The sequence below is a fragment of the Caulobacter sp. CCNWLW153 genome, from assembly GCF_036889365.1.
GTDB lineage: Bacteria > Pseudomonadota > Alphaproteobacteria > Caulobacterales > Caulobacteraceae > Caulobacter > Caulobacter radicis.
The window spans coordinates 131,088-151,445 of record NZ_JBAKFV010000009.1 but is presented as its reverse complement, the minus strand read 5'-3'; the positions used below and the strand labels follow the sequence as shown (position 1 = coordinate 151,445).

Annotated in this window: 16 protein-coding genes, 2 tRNA genes and 2 pseudogenes; 10 read left to right on the top strand and 10 right to left on the bottom strand. The window is 67.3% G+C overall.

From position 1 onward, the window contains the following. Window positions 1-81: 81 nt before the first annotated feature. From V6S85_RS15315 to V6S85_RS15300, 4 genes are all read right to left on the bottom strand, one after another. On the bottom strand, window positions 82-501 hold the full coding sequence (locus V6S85_RS15315; RefSeq protein ID WP_116565272.1) for a MucR family transcriptional regulator: 420 nt from the start codon (window positions 499-501) through the stop codon (window positions 82-84). Between the two features lie 253 nt (window positions 502-754). Then, window positions 755-1,966, bottom strand: coding sequence for a DUF2336 domain-containing protein (locus tag V6S85_RS15310; RefSeq protein WP_116565270.1), 1,212 nt, complete (start codon window positions 1,964-1,966; stop codon window positions 755-757). A 241-nt stretch (window positions 1,967-2,207) separates the two neighbouring features. Beyond that, a complete protein-coding gene (locus V6S85_RS15305) occupies window positions 2,208-3,092 on the bottom strand; it encodes a crotonase/enoyl-CoA hydratase family protein (protein ID WP_334349449.1) in 885 nt (294 codons plus the stop codon). Between the two features lie 183 nt (window positions 3,093-3,275). Next, window positions 3,276-4,610: a cytochrome P450 gene (locus V6S85_RS15300; RefSeq protein WP_334349448.1), complete on the bottom strand. Its 1,335-nt coding sequence runs from the start codon at window positions 4,608-4,610 to the stop codon at window positions 3,276-3,278. Between the two features lie 204 nt (window positions 4,611-4,814). On the opposite strand from V6S85_RS15300, the gene V6S85_RS15295 reads away from it, so the two are divergent. The 3 genes and pseudogenes from V6S85_RS15295 (at window position 4,815) to V6S85_RS15285 (ending at window position 7,178) form a co-directional block, all read left to right on the top strand. Then, the gene (locus tag V6S85_RS15295) at window positions 4,815-6,353 is read left to right on the top strand and encodes an acyl-CoA synthetase (RefSeq protein WP_334349447.1); all 1,539 of its coding nucleotides are present in this window, start codon (window positions 4,815-4,817) and stop codon (window positions 6,351-6,353) included. Between the two features lie 79 nt (window positions 6,354-6,432). Next, window positions 6,433-6,678: pseudogene (locus tag V6S85_RS15290) on the top strand (GSU2403 family nucleotidyltransferase fold protein); the annotation flags it as partial. Window positions 6,679-6,728: 50 nt separating this feature from the next. Next, window positions 6,729-7,178, top strand: coding sequence for a MaoC family dehydratase (locus tag V6S85_RS15285; protein ID WP_116565259.1), 450 nt, complete (start codon window positions 6,729-6,731; stop codon window positions 7,176-7,178). 147 nt (window positions 7,179-7,325) lie between these two features. On the opposite strand, the pseudogene V6S85_RS15280 reads toward V6S85_RS15285, so the two are convergent. Together V6S85_RS15280 and V6S85_RS15275 are read right to left on the bottom strand one after the other, a co-directional pair. Next, window positions 7,326-7,507, bottom strand: a pseudogene (locus V6S85_RS15280) (CsbD family protein); the annotation flags it as partial. Between the two features lie 90 nt (window positions 7,508-7,597). Then, on the bottom strand, window positions 7,598-8,446 hold the full coding sequence (locus V6S85_RS15275; RefSeq protein ID WP_334349446.1) for a trypsin-like serine peptidase: 849 nt from the start codon (window positions 8,444-8,446) through the stop codon (window positions 7,598-7,600). Window positions 8,447-8,550: 104 nt separating this feature from the next. On the opposite strand from V6S85_RS15275, the gene V6S85_RS15270 reads away from it, so the two are divergent. Continuing rightward, window positions 8,551-10,731, top strand: coding sequence for a S9 family peptidase (locus V6S85_RS15270; RefSeq protein WP_334349445.1), 2,181 nt, complete (start codon window positions 8,551-8,553; stop codon window positions 10,729-10,731). A gap of 143 nt (window positions 10,732-10,874) precedes the next feature. Beyond that, the gene (locus tag V6S85_RS15265; protein ID WP_334349444.1) at window positions 10,875-11,426 is read left to right on the top strand and encodes a GNAT family N-acetyltransferase; all 552 of its coding nucleotides are present in this window, start codon (window positions 10,875-10,877) and stop codon (window positions 11,424-11,426) included. Window positions 11,427-11,515: 89 nt separating this feature from the next. Here the strand turns inward: V6S85_RS15265 and V6S85_RS15260 are convergent, their stop codons facing one another. Both V6S85_RS15260 and V6S85_RS15255 read right to left on the bottom strand, forming a co-directional pair. After that, window positions 11,516-11,953 carry a MucR family transcriptional regulator gene (locus V6S85_RS15260; RefSeq protein WP_116489006.1) on the bottom strand — a complete coding sequence of 146 codons (438 nt, stop codon included), beginning with the start codon at window positions 11,951-11,953 and terminating at the stop codon, window positions 11,516-11,518. 447 nt (window positions 11,954-12,400) lie between these two features. Then, window positions 12,401-12,474 (bottom strand) — tRNA-Gln (locus tag V6S85_RS15255). A 185-nt stretch (window positions 12,475-12,659) separates the two neighbouring features. Here V6S85_RS15255 and V6S85_RS15250 point away from each other — a divergent pair. Both V6S85_RS15250 and sppA read left to right on the top strand, forming a co-directional pair. Then, window positions 12,660-12,736: transfer RNA gene (locus tag V6S85_RS15250), tRNA-Pro, on the top strand. A gap of 181 nt (window positions 12,737-12,917) precedes the next feature. Next, on the top strand, window positions 12,918-14,696 hold the full coding sequence (gene sppA, locus V6S85_RS15245; protein WP_334349443.1) for a signal peptide peptidase SppA: 1,779 nt from the start codon (window positions 12,918-12,920) through the stop codon (window positions 14,694-14,696). A 428-nt stretch (window positions 14,697-15,124) separates the two neighbouring features. Here sppA and V6S85_RS15240 read toward each other — a convergent pair whose 3' ends face one another. Then, the gene (locus V6S85_RS15240; protein ID WP_334349442.1) at window positions 15,125-17,665 is read right to left on the bottom strand and encodes a TonB-dependent receptor plug domain-containing protein; all 2,541 of its coding nucleotides are present in this window, start codon (window positions 17,663-17,665) and stop codon (window positions 15,125-15,127) included. A 470-nt stretch (window positions 17,666-18,135) separates the two neighbouring features. Between V6S85_RS15240 and V6S85_RS15235 the strand changes: the two genes are divergently transcribed. Beyond that, window positions 18,136-18,657: a hypothetical protein gene (locus tag V6S85_RS15235; protein ID WP_334349441.1), complete on the top strand. Its 522-nt coding sequence runs from the start codon at window positions 18,136-18,138 to the stop codon at window positions 18,655-18,657. Window positions 18,658-18,731: 74 nt separating this feature from the next. Then, the gene (locus tag V6S85_RS15230) at window positions 18,732-19,142 is read left to right on the top strand and encodes a TIGR01244 family sulfur transferase (RefSeq protein ID WP_116565242.1); all 411 of its coding nucleotides are present in this window, start codon (window positions 18,732-18,734) and stop codon (window positions 19,140-19,142) included. A gap of 8 nt (window positions 19,143-19,150) precedes the next feature. On the opposite strand, the gene V6S85_RS15225 is transcribed toward V6S85_RS15230, so the two are convergent. Next, complete coding sequence (locus V6S85_RS15225; protein WP_101715219.1) at window positions 19,151-19,303, bottom strand: hypothetical protein; 153 nt, start codon at window positions 19,301-19,303, stop codon at window positions 19,151-19,153. A gap of 66 nt (window positions 19,304-19,369) precedes the next feature. Between V6S85_RS15225 and V6S85_RS15220 the strand changes: the two genes are divergently transcribed. Continuing rightward, on the top strand, window positions 19,370-20,269 hold the full coding sequence (locus V6S85_RS15220) for an MBL fold metallo-hydrolase (RefSeq protein ID WP_334349440.1): 900 nt from the start codon (window positions 19,370-19,372) through the stop codon (window positions 20,267-20,269). Window positions 20,270-20,358: the final 89 nt, after the last annotated feature.

Here is a 20,358-nt window from a genome sequence, read left to right as displayed (position 1 = left end):
GGAAGAGCGCCCGGGCGTCGATTTTCTCGCTTAGCTTAACCACAAGCGATTGATTGAATTAAGGTAAATGAACGCTCAGACTCAGCCCTTGCGACCCTTCCCAGCGCCCCGGCCGGTCTGGCCAAGGCCCATCTGGCGGGCAAGCTCCGAACGCGCCTTGGCGTAGTTCGGCGCAACCATGGGGTAGTCCGAAGGCAGCCCCCACTTCTCGCGGTAGTCCTCGGGGCTCATGTCGTACTGCGTGCGCAGGTGACGCTTCAGCGATTTGAAGCGCCGGCCGTCCTCCAGGCAGATGATGTAGTCGGGGGTCACCGAGCGGCGGACCGGCACGGCCGGCTCCTTGGGCTCGGGCGCGGCGGCCTCGGGCGAACCAACCGACCGGAGCGCGTCGTGCACGCTGCGGATCAGGGCCGGCATGTCCGACGCCGAGACGGCGTTGCCGCCGACGAAGGCCGCGACGATGCCCGCGGTAAGTTCGACGAATGGGATCTCTTCTTCCATGACGCCTCTCCCGTTCCCTTTATCTTTCTTCACGCGCACGCAGCTTTGGAGCGCGAAGTTGCATCATGGATAAACGCGTCAGTAAAACCGGGCAATAGATGCCGTCGCGGAATATTGACTGTCGATCAATGCGATCATTCGCATCGGCAACTTAAGGTCGCGGGATAAAAATTCAGATTTTCTGGATTTTGACTGAACGCGTTCGCCGAACTTGACCGTGCGGACACGACCGCCGGCCCTGGAACGCGAGCGCCTAGCGGCCGAAATCCCTCGACAGGGCCAGCATCGCCGCCCGCTGCGGCACCGAGTACTCGTCGATGGCGTCGGTGTCGCCGTCGCGGATGGCCTTCAGCAGCGCCGGCGTCAGGGCCGACGACAGCGACCAGTTCCAGTAGCGCAACACGGTCTGGGCCCGGTCGACGGCGATGGCGTCGAACACCCCCAACACCCGCTCCAGACCCGGCGACGGCGCGCCCTCGGCGTCGGCCTCCGGACGACGCAGGCCCCGCCACAGGGCCCGGACCGCCGCGCGCGGCAGGCCGGTGGCCTTGCACAGGATGGCGATCGGCTCGCCGCCGGCGTCGGTGAAGATCTTGGCGCCGGTCATCGGCTTGAGGCCGGCGAGGTACGAGATCTCCTCGGCCGTCTCGCGGGTCAGGCCGCTCTGGGCGGCCGCGACGGCGTCTTCCAGGCTGTCGAACGGGCTCTTGGCGATGGCGGCGCGGTTGCGCTGCCGGCGCTCGATGAACTGCAGGGCCTTGCGCGACAGCGGATCCTGCCAGCCCTCCTCGGAGGCCACCGCGAAGACGTCGCCGACGGCGTCCTGCAGGATCTCGCGCGAGACGGCGAAGCGCTGGAGGATGGTGCGGCGAGCCTCGGCGTCGGCCCACCAGAACATCACATAGGCGTGGCTGGGACGCAGTTCGGCGCGCTTGAGCAGCAGCGGGATCAGGCTGGGATTGTCGCGCGTCATGGCCACGACGTTCTCGACGCCCTGGTGGCTGAAACGGGCCAGTTCGTTGCGCAGCAAGGCCTCGACCACGGGGGTCTCGCCCATGTCGACCAGGGCGTCGGCCACCACCTCGCCCACGCCGCGGCGGATGGCGATCAGCCGGCGATGCTCCTGGGTGGCGTGGTAGAGGCAGTCGATCAGGTCGGCGTCCGACAGGTTGGGCGAGTTCTCGAGCAGGGCCCGGGCGACGGCGACCTCGTCGCGCAGCAGCAGGCGCACCAGCGAGCCGGGCATGTCGTTGAGGTTGGCCAGGCGACGGGCGACCTTCTCGCGCTCCTCGACCACCGCCTCGCGCAGCATCTCGACCAGCAGGTCGGCGCACATCGCCCGCTCGAAGGCGTTGATGCGGCTGGCCGGCAGGCAGACCACGTCGGCCAGGCGCTTGAGGAGAGCGGCGCGCGACTTGGGCGGAACGGCGATCGGCTTGGCGAAGGGCGAAATCGGGTCGGTCATGATCTTCCTGGCGGCGAAGCCCCGGTCGCCGAGTTTCGAACCTAGACGGTAACGCCCTTAAGTTCGAATTAGCGCCAGGGATTCTCCCGCCGGGGGAATTTGCGGCCTCAGGCCGCGCTTCGCCAGAGCTTCTTCTCGCCTCCACGTCGCTCCAAGGCCGTCATCCCGGCTTTCCGCTTCGCTATGGCCGGGATGACGTGCGTGGGGGGGCTCTGAGCATCCAGGCTTTGCCGGACGCGCTCTAGCGAAATTGTCGCGGCGCCCACTCGGGCCAGATGTCGGGCAGATCCGAGGAAACGCGGTTGGGATAGGCGGGCGGGCGCTTCTCCAGGAACGAGGTCACGCCCTCCTTGGCGTCGCCCGAGGCGCCGCGCGACTGGATGGCCCGGCTGTCGGCCTTGTGGGCCTCCATCGGATGGTTGGCGCCGGCCATGCGCCACAGCAGCTGGCGGGTCAGGGCCACCGAGACCGGGGCGGTATTGTCGGCGATCTCGCGGGCCAGGGCGCGGGCCGCGGGCAGCAGGTCTTCGGGCGCATGCAGCGAGCGCACGAACCCACGCTCCTTGGCCTCGGTCGCCGGAAACACCCGGCCGGTGTAGCACCACTCCAGCGCCGTCTGCATGCCCACGAGGCGCGGCAGGAACCAGGACGAGCAGGCCTCCGGCGTGATGCCCCGGCGAGCGAAGACGAAGCCGAACTTGGCGTCTTCGGCGGCCAGGCGGATATCCATCGCCAGTTGCATGGTCGCGCCGACGCCGACGGCCGGGCCGTTCACGGCGGCGATCACCGGCTTGAGGCTGTCATAGATGCGCAGGGTCACCCGGCCGCCGCCGTCGCGATAGACGTCGCCGACCTTGCCCTCCTCCCGTTCCAGGGCCTGGGGCGAGGTGCGGTCGAAGGTCGCCCCGCCGCTCGACAGGTCGGCCCCGGCGCAGAACGCCCGGCCCGCGCCGGTGACGATCACCGCCTTCACCGCGTCGTCGGCGTCGGTGATGTCGAAGACCTCTATCAGCTCCTTCATCATGCGGGCGGTGAAGGCGTTGAGCTTTTCGGGCCGGTTCAGGGTGATCGTCGCGACGCCGTCCTCGACGGCGTAGAGCAGGGTCTCAAAGGTCGGCTGCGACATGTGGCGGGCTCCCTGAATTATTTTAAACAACCGTATGACCGCTTGCCGCATATGCACAACCCCTCCCCTCGATGGGGGAGGGGCAGGGGTGGGGGTGGCTGGAGCGGTTGAAGCCACGCAACGCGGCCGGCTCAGCAGTTCACCCCCATCCCCGGCCCTTCCCCCATCAAGGGGGAAGGGAGATCAGGCCCGCCTCACCCCCAGCTTGCTGATCGCGTGGACGAAGTTGTTCGCCGCGATCTCGGCGCCTCCTGTCCATTCCAGGTCGGGGAAGCGGGCCAGGATCTGGCGATAGGCCTCCTCCAGCTGGATCTGGGCGACGCGCTTGCCCAGGCAGGTATGCGGACCGTAGCCGAAGGCCACGTGCTTGCCGGCGTTGGGGCGGGTGACGTCCAGGCGGTCGGGGTTTTCGAACATGGCCGGATCGCGGTTGGCCGCGCCGTAGTACATGACCACCTTCTCGCCTTCACGGATCTGCTGGCCGGCCACCTCGACGTCGCGCGTGGCGGTGCGGCGCATGTAGATCACCGGGCTGACCATGCGGATGAACTCGTCCACCGCGCCGGGCAGCAGGGACGGATCGTCGATCAGCCGCTGCTTCTGCTCGGGAAACTCGGTCAGCAGCCGCATGGCGCCCGACAGGGTGTTTCGCGTCGTGTCGTTGCCGGCGAACACGATCAGCAGCCACGAGCCGTCGAGATATTCGTCGGCCAGCAGGTCGCCGTCGACCTGGGCGCGGGCGATCGCCGTCATGAGGTCCTGCCTGGGATCCTCCCGCCGCTTGAGCAGCATGGTGCGGCCGTAGTCGAACATCTCCTCGATGTTGTCGTTGAAGTCGGCGACGAACTGCATGAGCTCGAGGGTGGGCGTGATCGGCGCCTGGGCCTGCTGCACGGCCAGGTCCTGGGCCCGCTCCAGATAGTGCATCCAGGTCAGGAACTTGGCCCGGTCCTCGGGCGGCACGCCGAGGATCTCGCACAGGGTGAACAGCGGCAGGATCGACGAGAAATGCTCGACCATGTCGATCTCGGCGCCGCCAGCCAGCAGCGGCTCCATCTCGTCCAGAAGGCGGGTGACCTCCGCCCTCACCTTGTCGGTCAGGCCGCGCAGGTAGGCGGCGGTGAAATAGGGCATGTGCTCGCGGCGCAGCTGCAGGTGATGCGGCGCGTCGAGATTGATCATGGTGTCCATGGTCGCCCGGAACAGCAGGGCGTGGCGCTTGTCGGGCGGCCCCATCGACATCAGGATCCCGCCCTTCTGCGAGGAGAAGGTCTCCGGGTCGCCGTTGACGCGCATGACGTCCTCGTAGCGGGTCACCGCCCAGAAGCCCGGCCCGCCGAACGGCTCGCCGTGCCACATCACCGGCGCCTCGGCGCGCATCCGCGCGAAGTCGGCGAAGGGCTGGCCCTTGGTGAAGCGGAAGATGTCGGCCAGGTCGATCCCGTCGAGAGTGGGATAGGCCTTGGGCGCGCCGGGCCCCGGCCGGCCGTCGACCACCGTCTTGCTGATCAGCTCCATGCGCTCGCCTCCCATCGAACATCGTTGTCGGACGCACGATCACCCAGGATTGCGCGGCCGCCAACGGCGCCCCTACGGCAACTTGCACGCGCGTCGCGCCTTGGGTCATGCTCCCGACTGAACGCCGATCATGCGGGCAACACGCAGGCGGCGGCAGGGAGAGAAACGGCCGTCGCCGCCATGGCGAGCGGCCCAGGAGGTCGCATGCATCCGAGCGTCCACGCCCGCACCCAGCCCGACAAGCCCGCCTTCGTGATGGCCGGCTCGGGCGAGACCGTCACCTACAAGGAGCTCGACGACCGCTCGAACCAGGGAGCCCAGCTGTTCCGGTCGATGGGCCTTCAGGTCGGCGACGTCGTCGCCATCCTGCTCGACAATCACCCGCGCTACCTGGAGATCGCCTGGGCGGCGCAGCGCGCCGGGCTCTACTACACCTGCATCTCGACCAAGCTGACCGCGCCCGAGGTCGAGTACATCGTGGGCGACTGCGGGGCCAAGGCGCTGATCACCGGTCCGGCGCTGGACGGGGTGGCGCAAGGCCTGGCGGCGCTTATCCCGGGCGTGGCGCTGCTGCGGGTGGACGGGGCCGCCGGCCCCTATGCCGACTTCGACGCCGCCCGCGCGGCCATGCCGGCCACGCCCATCGCCGACGAGACCTCGGGCTCGGACATGCTCTATTCCTCGGGCACTACGGGGCGACCCAAGGGCGTCAAGCCGGCGCTGAACGGCGCGCCGATCGACGCGCCCCACGCCTTGCAGATGATGGCCCAGCACCTGTTCAAGCTGGACGGCGACAGCGTCTATCTCTCGCCCGCGCCGCTCTATCACGCCGCCCCGCTGCGCTGGTGCATGAGCGTGCACAAGCTGGGCGGCACGGTCGTGGTGATGGAGAAGTTCGATCCCGAGACCGCCCTGGCCCTGATCGAGGAGCACAAGGCCACCTGCGGCCAGTTCGTGCCGACCCACTTCGTGCGGATGCTGAAGCTGCCGGAGCAGACGCGCGGCAAGTACGACGTCTCGACCATGCGCTCGGCGATCCACGCCGCCGCCCCCTGCCCCGTGCCGGTCAAGGAACAGATGATCGCCTGGTGGGGGCCGGTGATCTACGAGTACTACGCCGGCACCGAGGGCAACGGCTTCTGCTGGATCGACAGCAAGAGCTGGCTGGAGCGGCGAGGCTCGGTGGGCCAGGCGGCGCTGGGCGAGCTGCGCATCTGCGACGAGGCCGGCGATCCCCTGCCCGCCCGCAGCGAGGGCGTGGTCTATTTCGCCAACGGCCCGGCGGTGACCTATCACAACGCACCGGAGAAGACGGCCGAGAGCTACAACAAGCACGGCTGGACGACGCTGGGCGACGTGGGCTGGGCCGACGAGGACGGCTATCTGTACCTCACCGACCGCAAGAGCTTCATGATCATCTCGGGCGGGGTGAACATCTATCCGCAGGAGATCGAGAACCTGCTGATCACCCACCCCCGGGTGGCCGACGCCGCCGTGGTCGGCGCCCCCGACGAGGAGATGGGCGAGAAGGTCGTGGCGGTGATCCAGCCGCTGGACTGGGACGACGCCGGCGAGGCCCTGGCCGCCGAACTGCTGGCCTTCACCCGCGACAACCTCAGCCACGTGAAGGCCCCGCGCCAGGTGGACTTCGTCCGGGAACTGCCCAGGCACCCGACGGGCAAGCTCTACAAGCGGCTGGTGCGGGACGCCTACTGGGGCAAGGGCGAGGGGCGGATCGTTTGATGCGCAAGCGCTAGGGAATTGATTTTCCGATCTTTTGCCACCAGCTTGTTGGAAGCGGTGGCAAGGACTATTCCCGTGCGCCCCGACGCGCTACGCGGTGCACAAACTGATCATCTCGCGCAAGCGCAGCCAGGCCAATCCCAAGCGCCGCAAGGACGTGGAACAGGCGCAGGCCCTGATCCGCGCCCTGGCCGTGGACGATCCATTCGCCCTGCGTGACGCCTGTGCCGAGGCCCGCGGCCGCGGCGAGGCGTGGCGAAAGCTGCGGGATGAAGCGGTCAGCCTGCTGCCCGACGACGTCCGAGCGACACTGGAAGACTTGTGACGCACTCCGCCCCGTGATCTCTTCCAAACAAACGTTTGGGAGAGCGCCACATGAAAGAGATCGCCTTCGCCGACATCGCCAGCCTGGTCGGGCAGGAGGTCGGGGTGTCCGACTGGGTCGAGATCAGCCAGGAACGGGTCAACCAGTTCGCCGAAGCGACCGGCGATCACCAGTGGATCCACGTCGACGTCGAGCGGGCGACGCGCGAGATCGGCGGGCCGATCGCCCACGGGTATCTGACCCTGTCACTGATCCCGATGCTGGGCGCGGGCGTACTGCACGTCACCGGCGTGACGCGCGGCATCAACTACGGCTGCGACAAGGTGCGGTTCACCAGCATGGTGCGCGTGGGCAAGCGGGTGCGGATGCGCCAGAAGCTGGTCAGCGTCGAGCCCAAGGCCGGCGGCCTGCAGATGAAGAACGAATGCACCATCGAGATCGAGGGCGAGGAGCGCCCGGCCTGCGTGGCCGAGACGATCTCGATCATCTACGGGGGTTAGGGGACGAATGGACGGCCAGCTTTTGGGAAGCTGAGAACGTCCCCCCCTCCGGCCCTTTGGGCCACCTCCCCCGGAGGGGGAGGATCTTGGAAAGACGAAGGCCCCGGATCGCTCCGGGGCCTTTGTTTCTGGGGCTGGAACCAAGCCTAGCGCTTGATCGCGTCGCCGATCTTGTCCTGGGCCTGGCCGACCTTGTTCTGGACGTCGCCCTTGACCTTCTGGGCCTTGCCCTCGGCTTCGAGGCGTTCGTTGTCGGTGGCCTTGCCGACGGCTTCCTTTACGGCGCCCACGCCCTTGTCGATGGCGCCCTCTACGCGATTGGTGCTCATTGGCTTGCTCCTGCCAGCGTTGAACTCCCCATCCGAACGGAGCCCCGGGAGCAATGGTTCCTAGCGTGGCCGCAAGGGATTTCGGCGAAGTCAGGGATTGAAACCGGGCGCGGCCACCGCCTGCACCGCGACGGCGTCCTGCGCCGCCGTCGAACCGGGCGGCTTGGCCGGAGCAGCCTGGATCAGCGGCGGCCCCGACGGCTTGTCGAGCAGGGCGACGGTCTCGCGGATGTACTTGGCGTGGGTGACGATGCCGATCTCGAGGCGCTCGCCCGACAGCTCGACCTGCTGGGTCAGCATGCCGGCGACGAACTGCACCTCCTGGCTTTCGGTCGAGCCCGGCCGGCGACGCGCGCCCTCGGCCATGAACACCGGCCCGCCCGAATTACCGGGAAACACCGAGAAATCCATCAGGAAGGTCGGGAACACGCTGGCCGGGGCCAGCGGATACGACGCCACCCGGCCCGAGCGCAGGATCGGAAAGCCCGCGGTGTTGGCCGACAGGCCGCGCGGGAAGCCCAGGGCCATCATCTCGTCGCCGGGGCCCAGGCTGTACTTGTTGAAGGTGTCGTCCTGGGCCAGCCAGGCCAGCGGGATGGCGGCCTTGGCGAACTCGGGCGGGGCCTCGACGACGATGGCGGCGACGTCGCGGCTGGGATGCTTGATCCACAGCGGATGGTCGCCATCGCGAATCTTCAGGGTGCGGGGATCATAACGCCAGACACCCTCCTTGCTCTGCACACGATAGCCGATCTTGGCCGACACCGAGGGCATGCGGTCGAAGACGTGGGCGGCGGTGACCAGGATGGTGCGCGGGCGGCCGTCGGGCGTGGGATCCTCGATCAGGAATCCGGTGCCGACCGTCCGCGAGCCGTCGGCGAGCGGCTGCTCCAGCTGCACCGTCGCCTGGATCAGATCGACCGACAGGTCCCAAGCCATGAATGCCCTCGTCTCCGATTCAACCTTGGACGTCGTATGAGTTTGACCAGACGCCCCTGCCGCAACAAGTTGGCGTTCTGACGCATCCGAGGGGGAATCTGTCCATGAACCGGCGCGAAATGATGACGAGCGTTGCCGCCGTCGCCGCCACGTCCTCCGCCCTCATTCCCGGGAGTTCCATGTCCGCCACCGCCAAGCCCGTTCCTCCGGTCGCCAAGAAGGTCCCCAAGCGCATCGAGCAGCTGGGCCGGGTGCGCGTCGACGACTACGCCTGGATGAAGGACGACAACTGGCAGAAGGTCCTGCGCGACCCGAGCCTGATCAAGGCCGAGGTCAAGGAGCACCTGACCGCCGAGAACGCCTATGTGAAGGCGATGCTGGCCCCGACGCAGGACCTGCAGAAGGCGATGTTCGAGGAGATGAAGGGTCGCATCAAGGAGGACGACTCCTCGGTCCCCTCCCCCGATGGCCCCTACGACTACTATTCGCGCTTCGCCCTGGGCGGCCAGCACCCGATCTACGCCCGTCGCCCGCGTGGAAAGACCGACGGCGAGGAGGTGCTGCTCGACAGCGACGCCCTGGCCAAGGGCAAGGCCTACAGCCAGGTCAGCGCCGCAGACCACAGCCCCGACCACAAGCTGTTCGCCTATGCCGAGGACGCCCAAGGCTCGGAAGTCCACAAGATCTACGTCAAGGACCTGGCCACCGGCGAGATCCTGCCCGAACCGGTCGACAGCAGCACTGGCGACTTCACCTGGTCGCCCGACTCCAAATGGCTGTTCTGGACGCACCGCGACGACAACGGCCGCTCCGACAAGATCTATCGCCGCCCGGCCCGCGGCGGCCTGAAGGACGACGTGCTGGTCTATGAAGAGCCCGACGACGGCTTCTTCGTCAGCGTCAGCGTCACCGGCTCGGACGCCTTCATCGTCATCAGCGCCGGCGACCACGAGACGTCGGAAACCCTGCTGATTCCGGCCAGCGACGTCGCCGCCAAGCCAAAAGCCGTGGAGCCCCGCACGCCGGGCCTGCGCTATTCGGTCGAGCACTGGGACGGCAAGTTCGTCATCCTGACCAACGCGGACGACGCCATCGACTTCAAGCTGGTCGAAGCTCCGGTCGACAATCCCGGCCGCGCCAACTGGAAGGACTTCGTGGCCCACAAGCCGGGGACCTTCATCACCGGCCACGCCGCCTACAAGGATCACCTGGTCCGCGTCGAACGGGTCAACGCCAACACCCGCATTGTCATCACCGACCGCGCCACCAAGGCCGAGAAGCCGATCGTCGTCGACGAGCAGGCCTATGTGCTGAGCGTCGAGGGCGGCTACGAGTTCGACACGCCGACCCTGCGCTATGTCTACCAGTCGCCGACCACGCCGCGTCAGTGGTTCGACTACGACATGCGCAGCGGCGACAAGGTGCTGCGCAAGACCCAGGAAATCCCCTCGGGCCACGATCCGTCGAAGTACGTGACCAAGCGCCTCTATGCGAAAGCGCCCGACGGCGCCGAGGTGCCGGTGACCGTGCTGATGAAGAAGGACGTCAAGCTGGACGGCAAGGCGCCGCTGCTGCTCTACGGCTACGGCAGCTACGGCATGTCGATGGATCCGTCGTTCTCGATCCGCAACTTCAGCCTGGTCGACCGCGGCTGGATCTGGGCCACCGCCCACATCCGCGGCGGCTCGGAAAAGGGCTACGGCTGGTTCCTGGACGGCAAGAAGTTCAAGAAGAAGAACACCTTCACCGACTTCATCGCCTGCGCCGAGCACCTGCATGCGAACGGCTACGGCGCCAAGGGCCGCACGGTGGCCTATGGCGGCTCGGCCGGCGGCATGCTGATGGGCGCGATCACCAACCTGCGGCCGGACCTGTGGTCGGGCATCATCGGGGCGGTGCCGTTCGTCGACGTGCTCAACACCATGAGCGACACCTCCCTGCCGCTGACCCCGCCGGAATGGCCCGAATGGGGCAATCCGCTGGAGGACAAGGAGGCCTACGACTACATCGCCAGCTATTCCCCCTACGACAACGTCACCGCCAAGCCCTATCCGGCCGTTCTGGCCACCGGCGGCCTGTCGGACCCGCGCGTCACCTATTGGGAGCCCGAGAAGTGGGCGGCCAAGCTGCGGGCCAACACCACCAGCGGCAACCCGATCCTCTTGAAGATCAACATGGAGGCCGGCCACGGCGGCGCCTCGGGCCGCTTCGACTTCCTCAAGGAGATCGCGCTCGACTACGCCTTCGCCGTGTGGGCGGTCGACAAGGGCTGGACGAAGGCGTGATGCGGAGTTCGAACTTCAAGATCCTCCCCCTGAAGGGGGAGGTGTCGGCGCAGCCGACGGAGGGGGAAGTGAAATCCCCGGCTCCCCGCATACTTCCCCCTCCGGCGCTTCGCGCCACCTCCCCCTTCAGGGGGAGGATCTAGATGACGCTGATCATCCGCCCCTCCATCGACGCCGACATCGGCGCGATCACCGCCATCTACGGCTGGAACGTGCTCAATGGCCTGGGCACCTTCGAGGAGGTTCCGCCCGACGAGGCCGAGATGGCCCGGCGGCGCGGGGCGTTCCTGGAGCGCGGCCTGCCCTACCTGGTCGCCGAACTGGACGGAAAGGTGCTGGGCTACGCCTATGCCGGTCCGTTCCGCCTGCGGGCGGCCTATCGCTACACCGTCGAGGACAGCATCTATGTCGCCCCCGACGCGTCCGGAAAGGGGGTCGGCAAGGCGTTGCTGACGGCCTTGATCGAGGCCTGCGAGGCCTTGGGCCTTCGCCAGATGTGCGCGGTGATCGGCGACAGCGGCAACGCCGCGTCGATCGGCGTGCACGCCGCGCTCGGCTTTACGCACAAGGGCGTGTTTCCGGCCATGGGCTACAAGTTCGACCGCTGGGTCGATCTCGTCTGGATGCAGCGGCCGCTGAACGGCGGCGGCGACACCCCGCCCGACGCCCCCGGCATGTCGCTCAGCGGCGTCTGAACCTTCCGACAGAGCCGCCACAAAGCAAAAGCCCCGCTGGCGGACCGGCGGGGCTTTCGTGTTTTCGGGGCTCTAAGAAGAACCGAGGATCAGGCCTTGCGGGCGCGGGCCTTGCCCGGAGCCTTGGCCTTGCGGCCGCCTTGGCCCAGGCCCAGGGCCTTGGCCATCGCCGAGCGGGCTTCGCTGTAGGAGGGGGCCGTGGTCGGATAGTCGGCGGGCAGGCCCCACTTCGACTTGTACTCGGCGACGGTCATGCCGTGGGTGGTCAGGTGACGCTTCAGCGTCTTGTAGGGCTTGCCGTCCTCGAAGCTGATCAGCGCGTCCGGCGTGATGCTCTTGCGGATCTGGGCCGGAGTAGCCTTGGTAACGGTCTCGGTAACCGGCGCTTCCGGCGAACCAAGACCGGAAAGGGCGTCGTGCGTGGCCCGAATCAGAGCCGGCAGGTCAGAGACCGAGGTCGTGTTGTTGGCCACATAGTTGGCCACGATCTCGGCGGTCAGCTCGATCAGGGTCGATTTGTCTTCCACGGCGTCACTCCACAATGACTTTAAATTCGGAAATACACCCGCCCCGTGGAATTACAAGTACACAAATACGCAACCGAGCGAGCAACGCTCCGCGAAAACAGGCTTTATTTCGCGGCAACAATGTCGATGGCGGATTTTCAAAGCCTTAGCCGTAACCGATCGCGCTCGCCTTCAAGTTCAGTTCCAAGCTCGTGCGTTTTCGCGCACGCGAAGACCGGCGAGGTTCGCGTGCAATTGCACTTTGAGCAAAATCAGGCGCGCGTTTCAGATTCGCCGCGCCTCTGCGCCCCCATCTTCAGATCGAGACCAGCGCCCTGACGGGATCGCGCAAGGGCTCGGACGCGCGAACGCGCCGGCGACCAAAGCAAAGCTTGAAGGAAGGAGAAGATCGCGATGTAAACGCCGCCTCGATCGGAGACTGCTGATCAGCGAAGAGATTGGAGAGAGTGGCTGGGGAACTAGGACTCGAACCTAGAATGACGGTACCAAAAACCGCAGTGTTACCATTACACCATTCCCCAGCAGGAACGGCTGCCGACCCAGTGGGCCGCGGCGAGGCGGTGGAGATAGCTCAGGATTCGGACGGTGGCAACGCCCTCCAAATTCTTTTTTTGGGTCTATTTTCACGCTTGCGACTCTCGAAACAGCCCCCTATAAGCCGCCTCCCAAGTCGAGCACAGCCAACCGGCGGCGCGGCTTCGGAAGTCGGAGTGTGGCTCAGTCTGGTAGAGCACTGCGTTCGGGACGCAGGGGTCGCAGGTTCAAATCCTGCCACTCCGACCATCTTCTCTCCCGAGAAAATTCCCTTATTTGCACCGCCTGAGCGACAAGTTCGGCAGGTTGCTTGCTGTTCATTTGACCGCAACGCGACAGTCGTTAGCTTGCGACGACATTGAAGCGCGACGGACGCACGACCACCTGTGCTTTTCCGCCGCCGCGCCTCGGCTATCGCAACGGGACCCCGATGAAGCAGTTTCTCATGACCGTGGCCGGCGTATTCGTCGGGCTGGTGCTCTTTCTCGTCGGGGTTCCCTTCATACTGATCGTGCTGGCGGCCGGCGCCGCCCGCCCTGCCCCGGTGTCGGCCAACTCGGTCGTGCAACTCGACCTGCGCGGCGGCTTGTCGGACCAGGATTCGCAGAACCCGTTCGCGGCCTTCGGCGGCGGCGGCCAGTCGGTGATGGGCGTGATCGAGGTGCTGCGCCGCGCCGAGACCGACGACAAGGTCAAGGCAGTGTTCGTGCGCCTGCCCGAGGGCGGCGTCGCCCCGGCCTCGGCCGACGAGCTGGCCCAGGCCTTCAAGCACTTCCGCAGCGTCGGCAAGAAGCCGATCTTCGCCCACAGCCAGGGTCTCTATCCCTCGGGCATGTCAACCTCGACCTACCGCCTGGGCGCGGCCGCCAGCGAGTTCTGGATGCAGCCCGACAGCTCGCTGCAGGCCGTCGGCGTGGCCAGCGAGACGATGTTCTACAAGCGCCTGTTCGACAAGTACGGCGTCAAGGCCGACTTCGAGCAGCGCTATGAATACAAGAACGCCGTCAATCCCTACCTGAACAGCGACTTCACCCCGGCGCACCGCGAGGCGACGCTGTCATGGATGGGCTCGGTCTATACCAGCGCCCTGACCGCCGCCGCCCAGGACCGCAAGCTTGATCCGGCCCGCCTGATCAAGGCCATCGAGGCTGGCCCCTACAGCGCCCAGCAGGCGCAAGGGCTGGGCCTGATCGACAAGGTCGGCCAGGTGAAGGAAGCCCAGGACGCCATGCTGGCCCGCGCTGGCAAGGGCGCCAAGCTGATCGAGTTCTCCGACTACGCCTCGCGCTCGAAGAAGGACCTGCCCAAGACCGGCGCGGCCATCGCCGTGATCGGCGCCGAAGGCCCGATCGTCACCGGCACGTCTGGCCAGGCCTCGCCGTTCGGCGGCGACAGCACCATCCACTCCGACGAGACCGCCAAGGCGATCTACGACGCGATCGAGGACAAGGACGTCAAGGCGATCGTGCTGCGCGTCTCCTCGCCGGGCGGGTCGGACACCGCCTCCGAACAGATCCTGGCGGCCGTCCGGGCCGCCAAGGCGGCCGGAAAGCCCGTCGTGGTCAGCATGGGCACCTATGCGGCTTCGGGCGGCTACTGGATCAGCAGCCAGGCCTCGGCGATCGTCGCCCAGCCCTCGACCCTGACCGGCTCGATCGGCGTGTTCGGCGGCAAGTTCGCCCTCGGCGAGGCGCTGTCGCGCTTCGGCGTCGACACCCGCCAGATCAGCGTGGGCGGCGACTATGCCGGCGCCTTCGGCACGGGCCAGGAGTTCACCGCCGACCAGCGCGCCCGCTTCTCGGCCTGGATGGACAATATCTACGCCGGCTTCATCAATCGCGTGGCCGAGGGCCGCAAGCTGCCGGTCGAGCGCGTGCGCGAGATCGCCAAGGGCCGCGTCTGGACCGGCGCCCAGGCCAAGGAGCTGGGCCTGGTGGACCAGCTGGGCGGCTTCTACGACGCCGTCGACAAGGCCAAGGCCCTGGCCAACCTGAAGGGCGACGTGCGCCTGAAGAAGATCGGCGGGCCCAAGTCGCCGTTCGACGCCCTGGAGAAGGCCCTGGGCGTCAGCTCGACCTCGATGCGCACCGTGGCCGCCGCCGCCTGGATCCTGGGCGACCCGCGCTCGGAGGCGATCCTGGACGAGATGGCCAAGACCCGCCTGCGCTCGCAAGGCGCCAGCGTCCTGGCCGACACGCCGACCTACTGAGGTTTCGGCGAGGTTCACGGGAAAGGCCGCTCCGCAAGGGGCGGCCTTTTTTGTTGGGCGGCCCCGAGCCCCTCCGGCCCTCCCGGCCACCTCCCCCAGAGGGAGAGGATCTGTAAGCGCTCAGATGCTCCCCTCTGGGGGAGCTGTCGCGGAGCGACTGAAGGGGTCTGCGCAGGCATAGGCTTTCGCACTCCCGTGAAAACTCACGAAAGCAGGTCGGATGAGGGGTTAGGGAAGGTCGACGGCGTACCGGCGCGCCGGCCGGCGGCGTAACCCCTCACCCTCCCAGGCTATCGCCTGCCCCCCCTCCACCCTCCGGGAGAGGGACGTAGGGAAAGCAAAAACAAAAACGGCGGGTCCTTTCGGACCCGCCGTCGATGCCGTCTGTCCCGGCGATCCCAAGACCGCCGGGGCGAACGCCAGGCTGCTTAGAAGCGCAGCTTGGCGCCGAGGAAGTACGAACGACCCAGGATGTCGTAGGTGTTCGGGTCGGTGTTGCCGTCCGGCGAGTTGTCGAACACCGGCGGCTTCTTGTCGCCGAGGTTGCGGACGCCGCCGAAGACTTCGACGTTGTCGTTGACGGCCCAGCGAGCGCTGACGTCGTGGTACATGAAGGCCTTGACGGTGTTGTAGCCGCCATCCTCGAAGTCGGGGATGTTGCCCTGGTTGTCCATCTTGCCGACGTAGGTGCCGGTGTAGGCCAGGCGGACCGGACCAACGTCGTAACCGACGCGCAGGCTGGCCTTCCATTCCGGCAGCGAGGCCGAGATGTTGTAGGCGCCGATGGTGCCCTTGTACTCGATGCCGTCCAGCTCATAGCTGTCGAGGTAGGTGGTCGACAGGTCGAACTGCAGCTTGTCGCCCCAGACGCCGCCGGCCCACGGCACGTTCCAGCCGTACGAGACGGCCACGTCGATGCCCTTGGTCTGCAGAGACGACACGTTGCCGAGCGGCGCGCGAGCCTTCAGGTTGCCGGCCGCGTCGCGGTAGATCAGCGGCAGGTTGATGCCCGAGTCGAAGCAGGCGGCCGAGGTCAGGTTGCCCGAGGCGAAGCAGTCGTTGACGATGCCCGAGACGCCGCCCTTGATCGTGCCGATGTAGTCGTCGATCTTGATGTCGTAGTAGTCGACCGTGGCGCTCAGGCCCGAGATGAAGCTCGGTTGCCAGACGACGCCGAAGGTGATCGTTTCCGACTTCTCTTCGTTCAGGCTCGGGTTGCCGTAGAAGAACGACTCCGTCTGGGTGTTCTGGGCGACGAAGTTGCCGGCGACCGGATCATAGCCCAGCTGAGCGGTGCAGAAGGTGCGGACCGCGGCCGACAGGGTGCGGGCAGCGCCCGTGCCCGGGTTGACGGTGGTGCAGGGGTCGAGCACGGCCGGGAAGCCCTGGTCGCCCGACTGGTACAGTTCGAACACCGACGGCGCGCGGCTGGCCTTCTGGAACATGGCGCGCAGCTTGATGTCCGAGATCGGCTTGTATTCCAGGCCGACCTTGTAGCTGTAGACGCTGCCGACCGACGAGTAGTCGGAGTAGCGGCCGCCCAGTTCCAGGCCCAGGTACTGCACGCCGGTCACGTCGGCGACCAGCGGAACCACGGCTTCGGCGTAGAGTTCGCCGACGCTCGAGGCGCCGCCGACGGCGCGTTCGGCGTTGAAGCCGAAGATGTCGCCGGCGTTCTTGGCCGCGTCCGGGGTGAAGGCCAGGCTGTCTTCACGCCATTCGGCGCCGACGGCCACCGACAGGTCGCCGGCCGGCAGCTTGAACAGCGGACCGGTGGCGTACACCGAACCGACGTTACGCTCGAACACGGTCAGGTCCGAGAAGTTCAGGCGGATGAAGTTGGCCGCGGCGGGCGAGATCGTGCCGGCGCCGAACATGTTCAGCGGGGCGCAGGTCGGGAACAGGGCCAGCGAGGCGGTCGAGCAGCTGGTGGTGCTGGCGCCGGCGCCCGAAGCGATCGCCGCGGCGACCTTCGAACGCGAGACGTCGTTCTGCACGCCGACGCGGAACTCGGTGCGGCCGAAGCTGTAGAAGGCTTCACCGGTCCAGCCGTGGCCCAGGTCGGCCTTCAGGCCGAGGTTGATCTGGTACAGGTCGGAGTCGCGGGTCTCGACGCGCGGGCCGACTTCTTCCATGCGGCGATCGAAGAAGATCGGGGCCGTCGGGTTCGGACGGGTGGCCAGCAGGGCGGCCAGGGCCGGCGAGACGAAGGGGTTGGTGCCGATGGCGCTGGCCGCGCCGGTCACGCCCGTGCCCGAACCGCCGGCGTTGGAGACCAGCGACCACGGACGGTCGGCGTTCGGCAGGATCTTGTCGCGGCTGTAGTAGTTGGCGTAGGCGGTGACGTTGCCCTTGCCGTCCGGCGAGTTGGCGCCGATCAGCACGTAGGTGTTGGTGGTCTTGCCGTCGCCGATTTCGGTGCCGGTCCACTGGGTGCCGAGTTCGACGCCTTCGAAGTTCTTCTTCAGCTGGAAGTTCACCACGCCCGACAGGGCGTCCGAACCGTACACGGCCGAGGCGCCGCCGGTGACGATCTCGACCTTGTCGATCAGGGCGGTCGGGATGTTGTTCAGGTCGACGGTGTTAGCGCGCGTCGACGGGTTCATGCGGTGACCGTTGACCAGCACCAAGGTACGCGACGCCCCCACGCCACGCAGGTCGACGGTGGCCGTGCCGTCCGACGGGTTGTTCGAAGCGGCGGTCAGGCCGGGCATCACCTGCGGCAGGCGGTTCAGCACGTCTTCGGTGGTGGTCGAACCGGCGGCCTGGATGGCCTCCGACGTCACCGTCGAGATCGGGCTGTTGGCGACGTAGTCCTGGCGCGCGATACGCGAGCCGGTGACCACGACGGCTTCGATTTCCGTCGACTCGCCTTCGGGAGCCGTCTGGGCCGACGCCACACCGGCGCTGGCCGCGGCGATCGCGAGGCCGCTGATGATGGTCGTCGTCAGCAGGCGCTTACGCGTCATCTGAATCTTCAATGGAATCCCTCCGAGAATGGGCCGGCGGGGACGAAGTCGCCTGCCGTTGTGCCCACGTCTTGCAATCCCAGGCTGCTCACAGCCCGGTTGGCGGGGACGTTAGGAGCGCCCGCTCGCGGCGGTCAATTTCCGATTACGGTTATGTAACGTGAAGCATCGTGCCTGTCGCAAATTGAACACACTGCTGTCGCCTATGCGGCAGATTACAGCCGCCAGAACCGCGTTATACGGCCAAGCTAGCGCATGATTGTTCAAATAAGGCAGCTTAGTGGCAATTTTCTCCGCTTTGAAATAACGCGACTATCGGAATATGTTCACTTCCTGAAACGCGATTCCCGCACGACGTTCCCCTTCGGGACCTCGTCGGCGGCCATAGTGGCGCCACAATCTGGCCGCGTGTCGTCCACGACACATATCGGTCTCCCCCGGGACCACTTCCTCGCCAGTCGGATCCGTTCATGCGCTCGATTCAGCTTCCGCTCGCCCTGCTCGTCCTAGGCACCCTCCCCGCCGCGGCCCTGGCCGGTCCCGCCGGACCGACCGCGCTGGACGCGGTGACCGCCTGCCGCGCCATCCCCGAGGCCGAGGCGCGCCTGGCCTGCTACGACAAGGCCGCAGGCGCGCTGGTGGCGGCGGACGCGGCCGGCGACATCGTGGTGCTTGACCGCCAGAAGGTGGAAAGCGTCAAGCGCGAGGCCTTCGGCTTCAACCTGCCCAAGCTCGACCTGTTCGGCGGCAAGGGCGAGAAGGCCGAGGCGCTGGATCGCGTCGAGGGCGTGGCCAAGCAGACCTGGCAGAACGGAACCGGCGGCTGGACCATCGTGCTGGAAGACGGCGCCAAGTGGGACCAGGTCGGCCGCGACCCGGTGCGCCGCGCGCCCAAGCCGGGCTCGAAGATCGCCATCCGCAAGGCGTCGATGGGGAGCTTCTTCCTCAATATCGACGGCCAGACGGCGATCCGGGCGCGCCGCGTCGACTAGTAGGGCTTGCCCTCGCCGCCCGCGCCGCGCATCTGAAGGACCTTATTATAGAGGTTCTTCGAGGCCCGACGCCCATGACCGATTTCCGCCGCGTGACCGACAGCCTGTCGGTCAGCCCCCAGATCACCGCCGAGGACGTGGCCCGGGCCAAGGCCGAGGGCTTTTCGCTGATCGTCAACAACCGTCCCGATGGCGAAGACCCCAGCCAGCCGACCAGCGCCGAGATCGAGGCGGCGGCCAAGGCCGAGGGCCTTTCCTACCTGCACGTGCCGGTGCGCGGCGGCCCGACCCAGGAGCAGGTGGACGCGGTGCGCGAGGCCGTCGAGGCCGCCGACGGTCCGGTCCTGGCCTTCTGCCGCTCGGGCACGCGCTCGATCGTCACCTGGTCGATCGGCCAGGCCCTGTCGGGCGCGTCCGATCGCGAGACGCTGGTGAAGCAGGGCTACGAGGCCGGCTACGACCTCTCGGGCGTCCTGCCGCACTAAGTTGGGCCCTAGTAGCCGCCCAGCGTACCGACGCGGGCGGCCATCGGGCTGGGCTCGGGTTCGCAGGACGCCAGCACGAACTGCGCCGCAATGAGACACAGGATGGCGAAGGCCGCGCGCTGGAGCCGTTTTGAGACAAAAATCGCCGTGTCGGCCGCCATGATCCGTACTCCGTAGGGTTTACGGTTCGTTAAGCGCAAGACCGGGGCCGCTCAGGATGGGTCGCGATGATCCCCTTCGTCCGCGAGATCGAGTTCGAGTACGGCCGCTGCGACCAGGTCTCGCCGCTGATCCGGCGGGTGATCGCCGACAATCCGGGGCCGTTCACCTACACCGGCACGGGGACCTACATCGTCGGCCGCGGGACCGTGGCGGTGATCGATCCCGGCCCCGACATCCCCGCCCACCTGGACGCCCTGCTGGCGGCGATCGAGGGCGAGACCGTCAGCCACATCCTGGTGACCCACCACCACGCCGACCACTCTCCCCTCGCCGGCCCGCTGGCGCAGCGCACGGGCGCGCGGATCTGGGGGCGGCCGGCGCCGACGGTGGAGGTTTCGGAAGAGACCGGCGTTCAGCTGGACGCCGAGGACGACGGCCATTTCCGCCCCGACATCGTGATCGCCGACGGCGACCTGTTCGAGGGCCCCGGCTGGACGCTGGAGGCGATCACCACGCCGGGCCACACCTCCAACCACGTCTGCTTTGGCCTGAAGGAAGAGAACGCCCTCTTCAGCGGCGACCACGTGATGGGCTGGTCGACGACGGTGATCACCCCGCCCGACGGCGACATGGGCGACTATTTCGCCAGCCTGGCCAAGATCCAGGCGCGGGAATTCACCACCCTGTGGCCGACCCACGGCTCGCCGGTGCGAGAGGTGGGGCCGTTCCTCGCGGCCTATGTCGACCACCGCCGGGCGCGCGAGGCCCAGGTTCTGGCCGCGCTGGCCGAGGGTCCGGCGCGGATCAAGGCCATCGTGCCGGTGCTCTACGCGGCGGTGGACCCTCGCCTGCACCCGGCGGCGTCGCTGTCGATGCTGGCGCACCTGATCCAGCTGGTGCGCGAGGGCCGCGTGGTTTGTGACGGCACGCCGGGGCTGGACAGCGAGTACCGGCTGGCGGGTTAGCGCCCAGCCTCCAATCGTCGTCATCCCGGAAAGCGCGCAGCGCTTATCCGGGCCCCAGGGGACGGGGGGCTACGCCAAGGTTCGCCGCC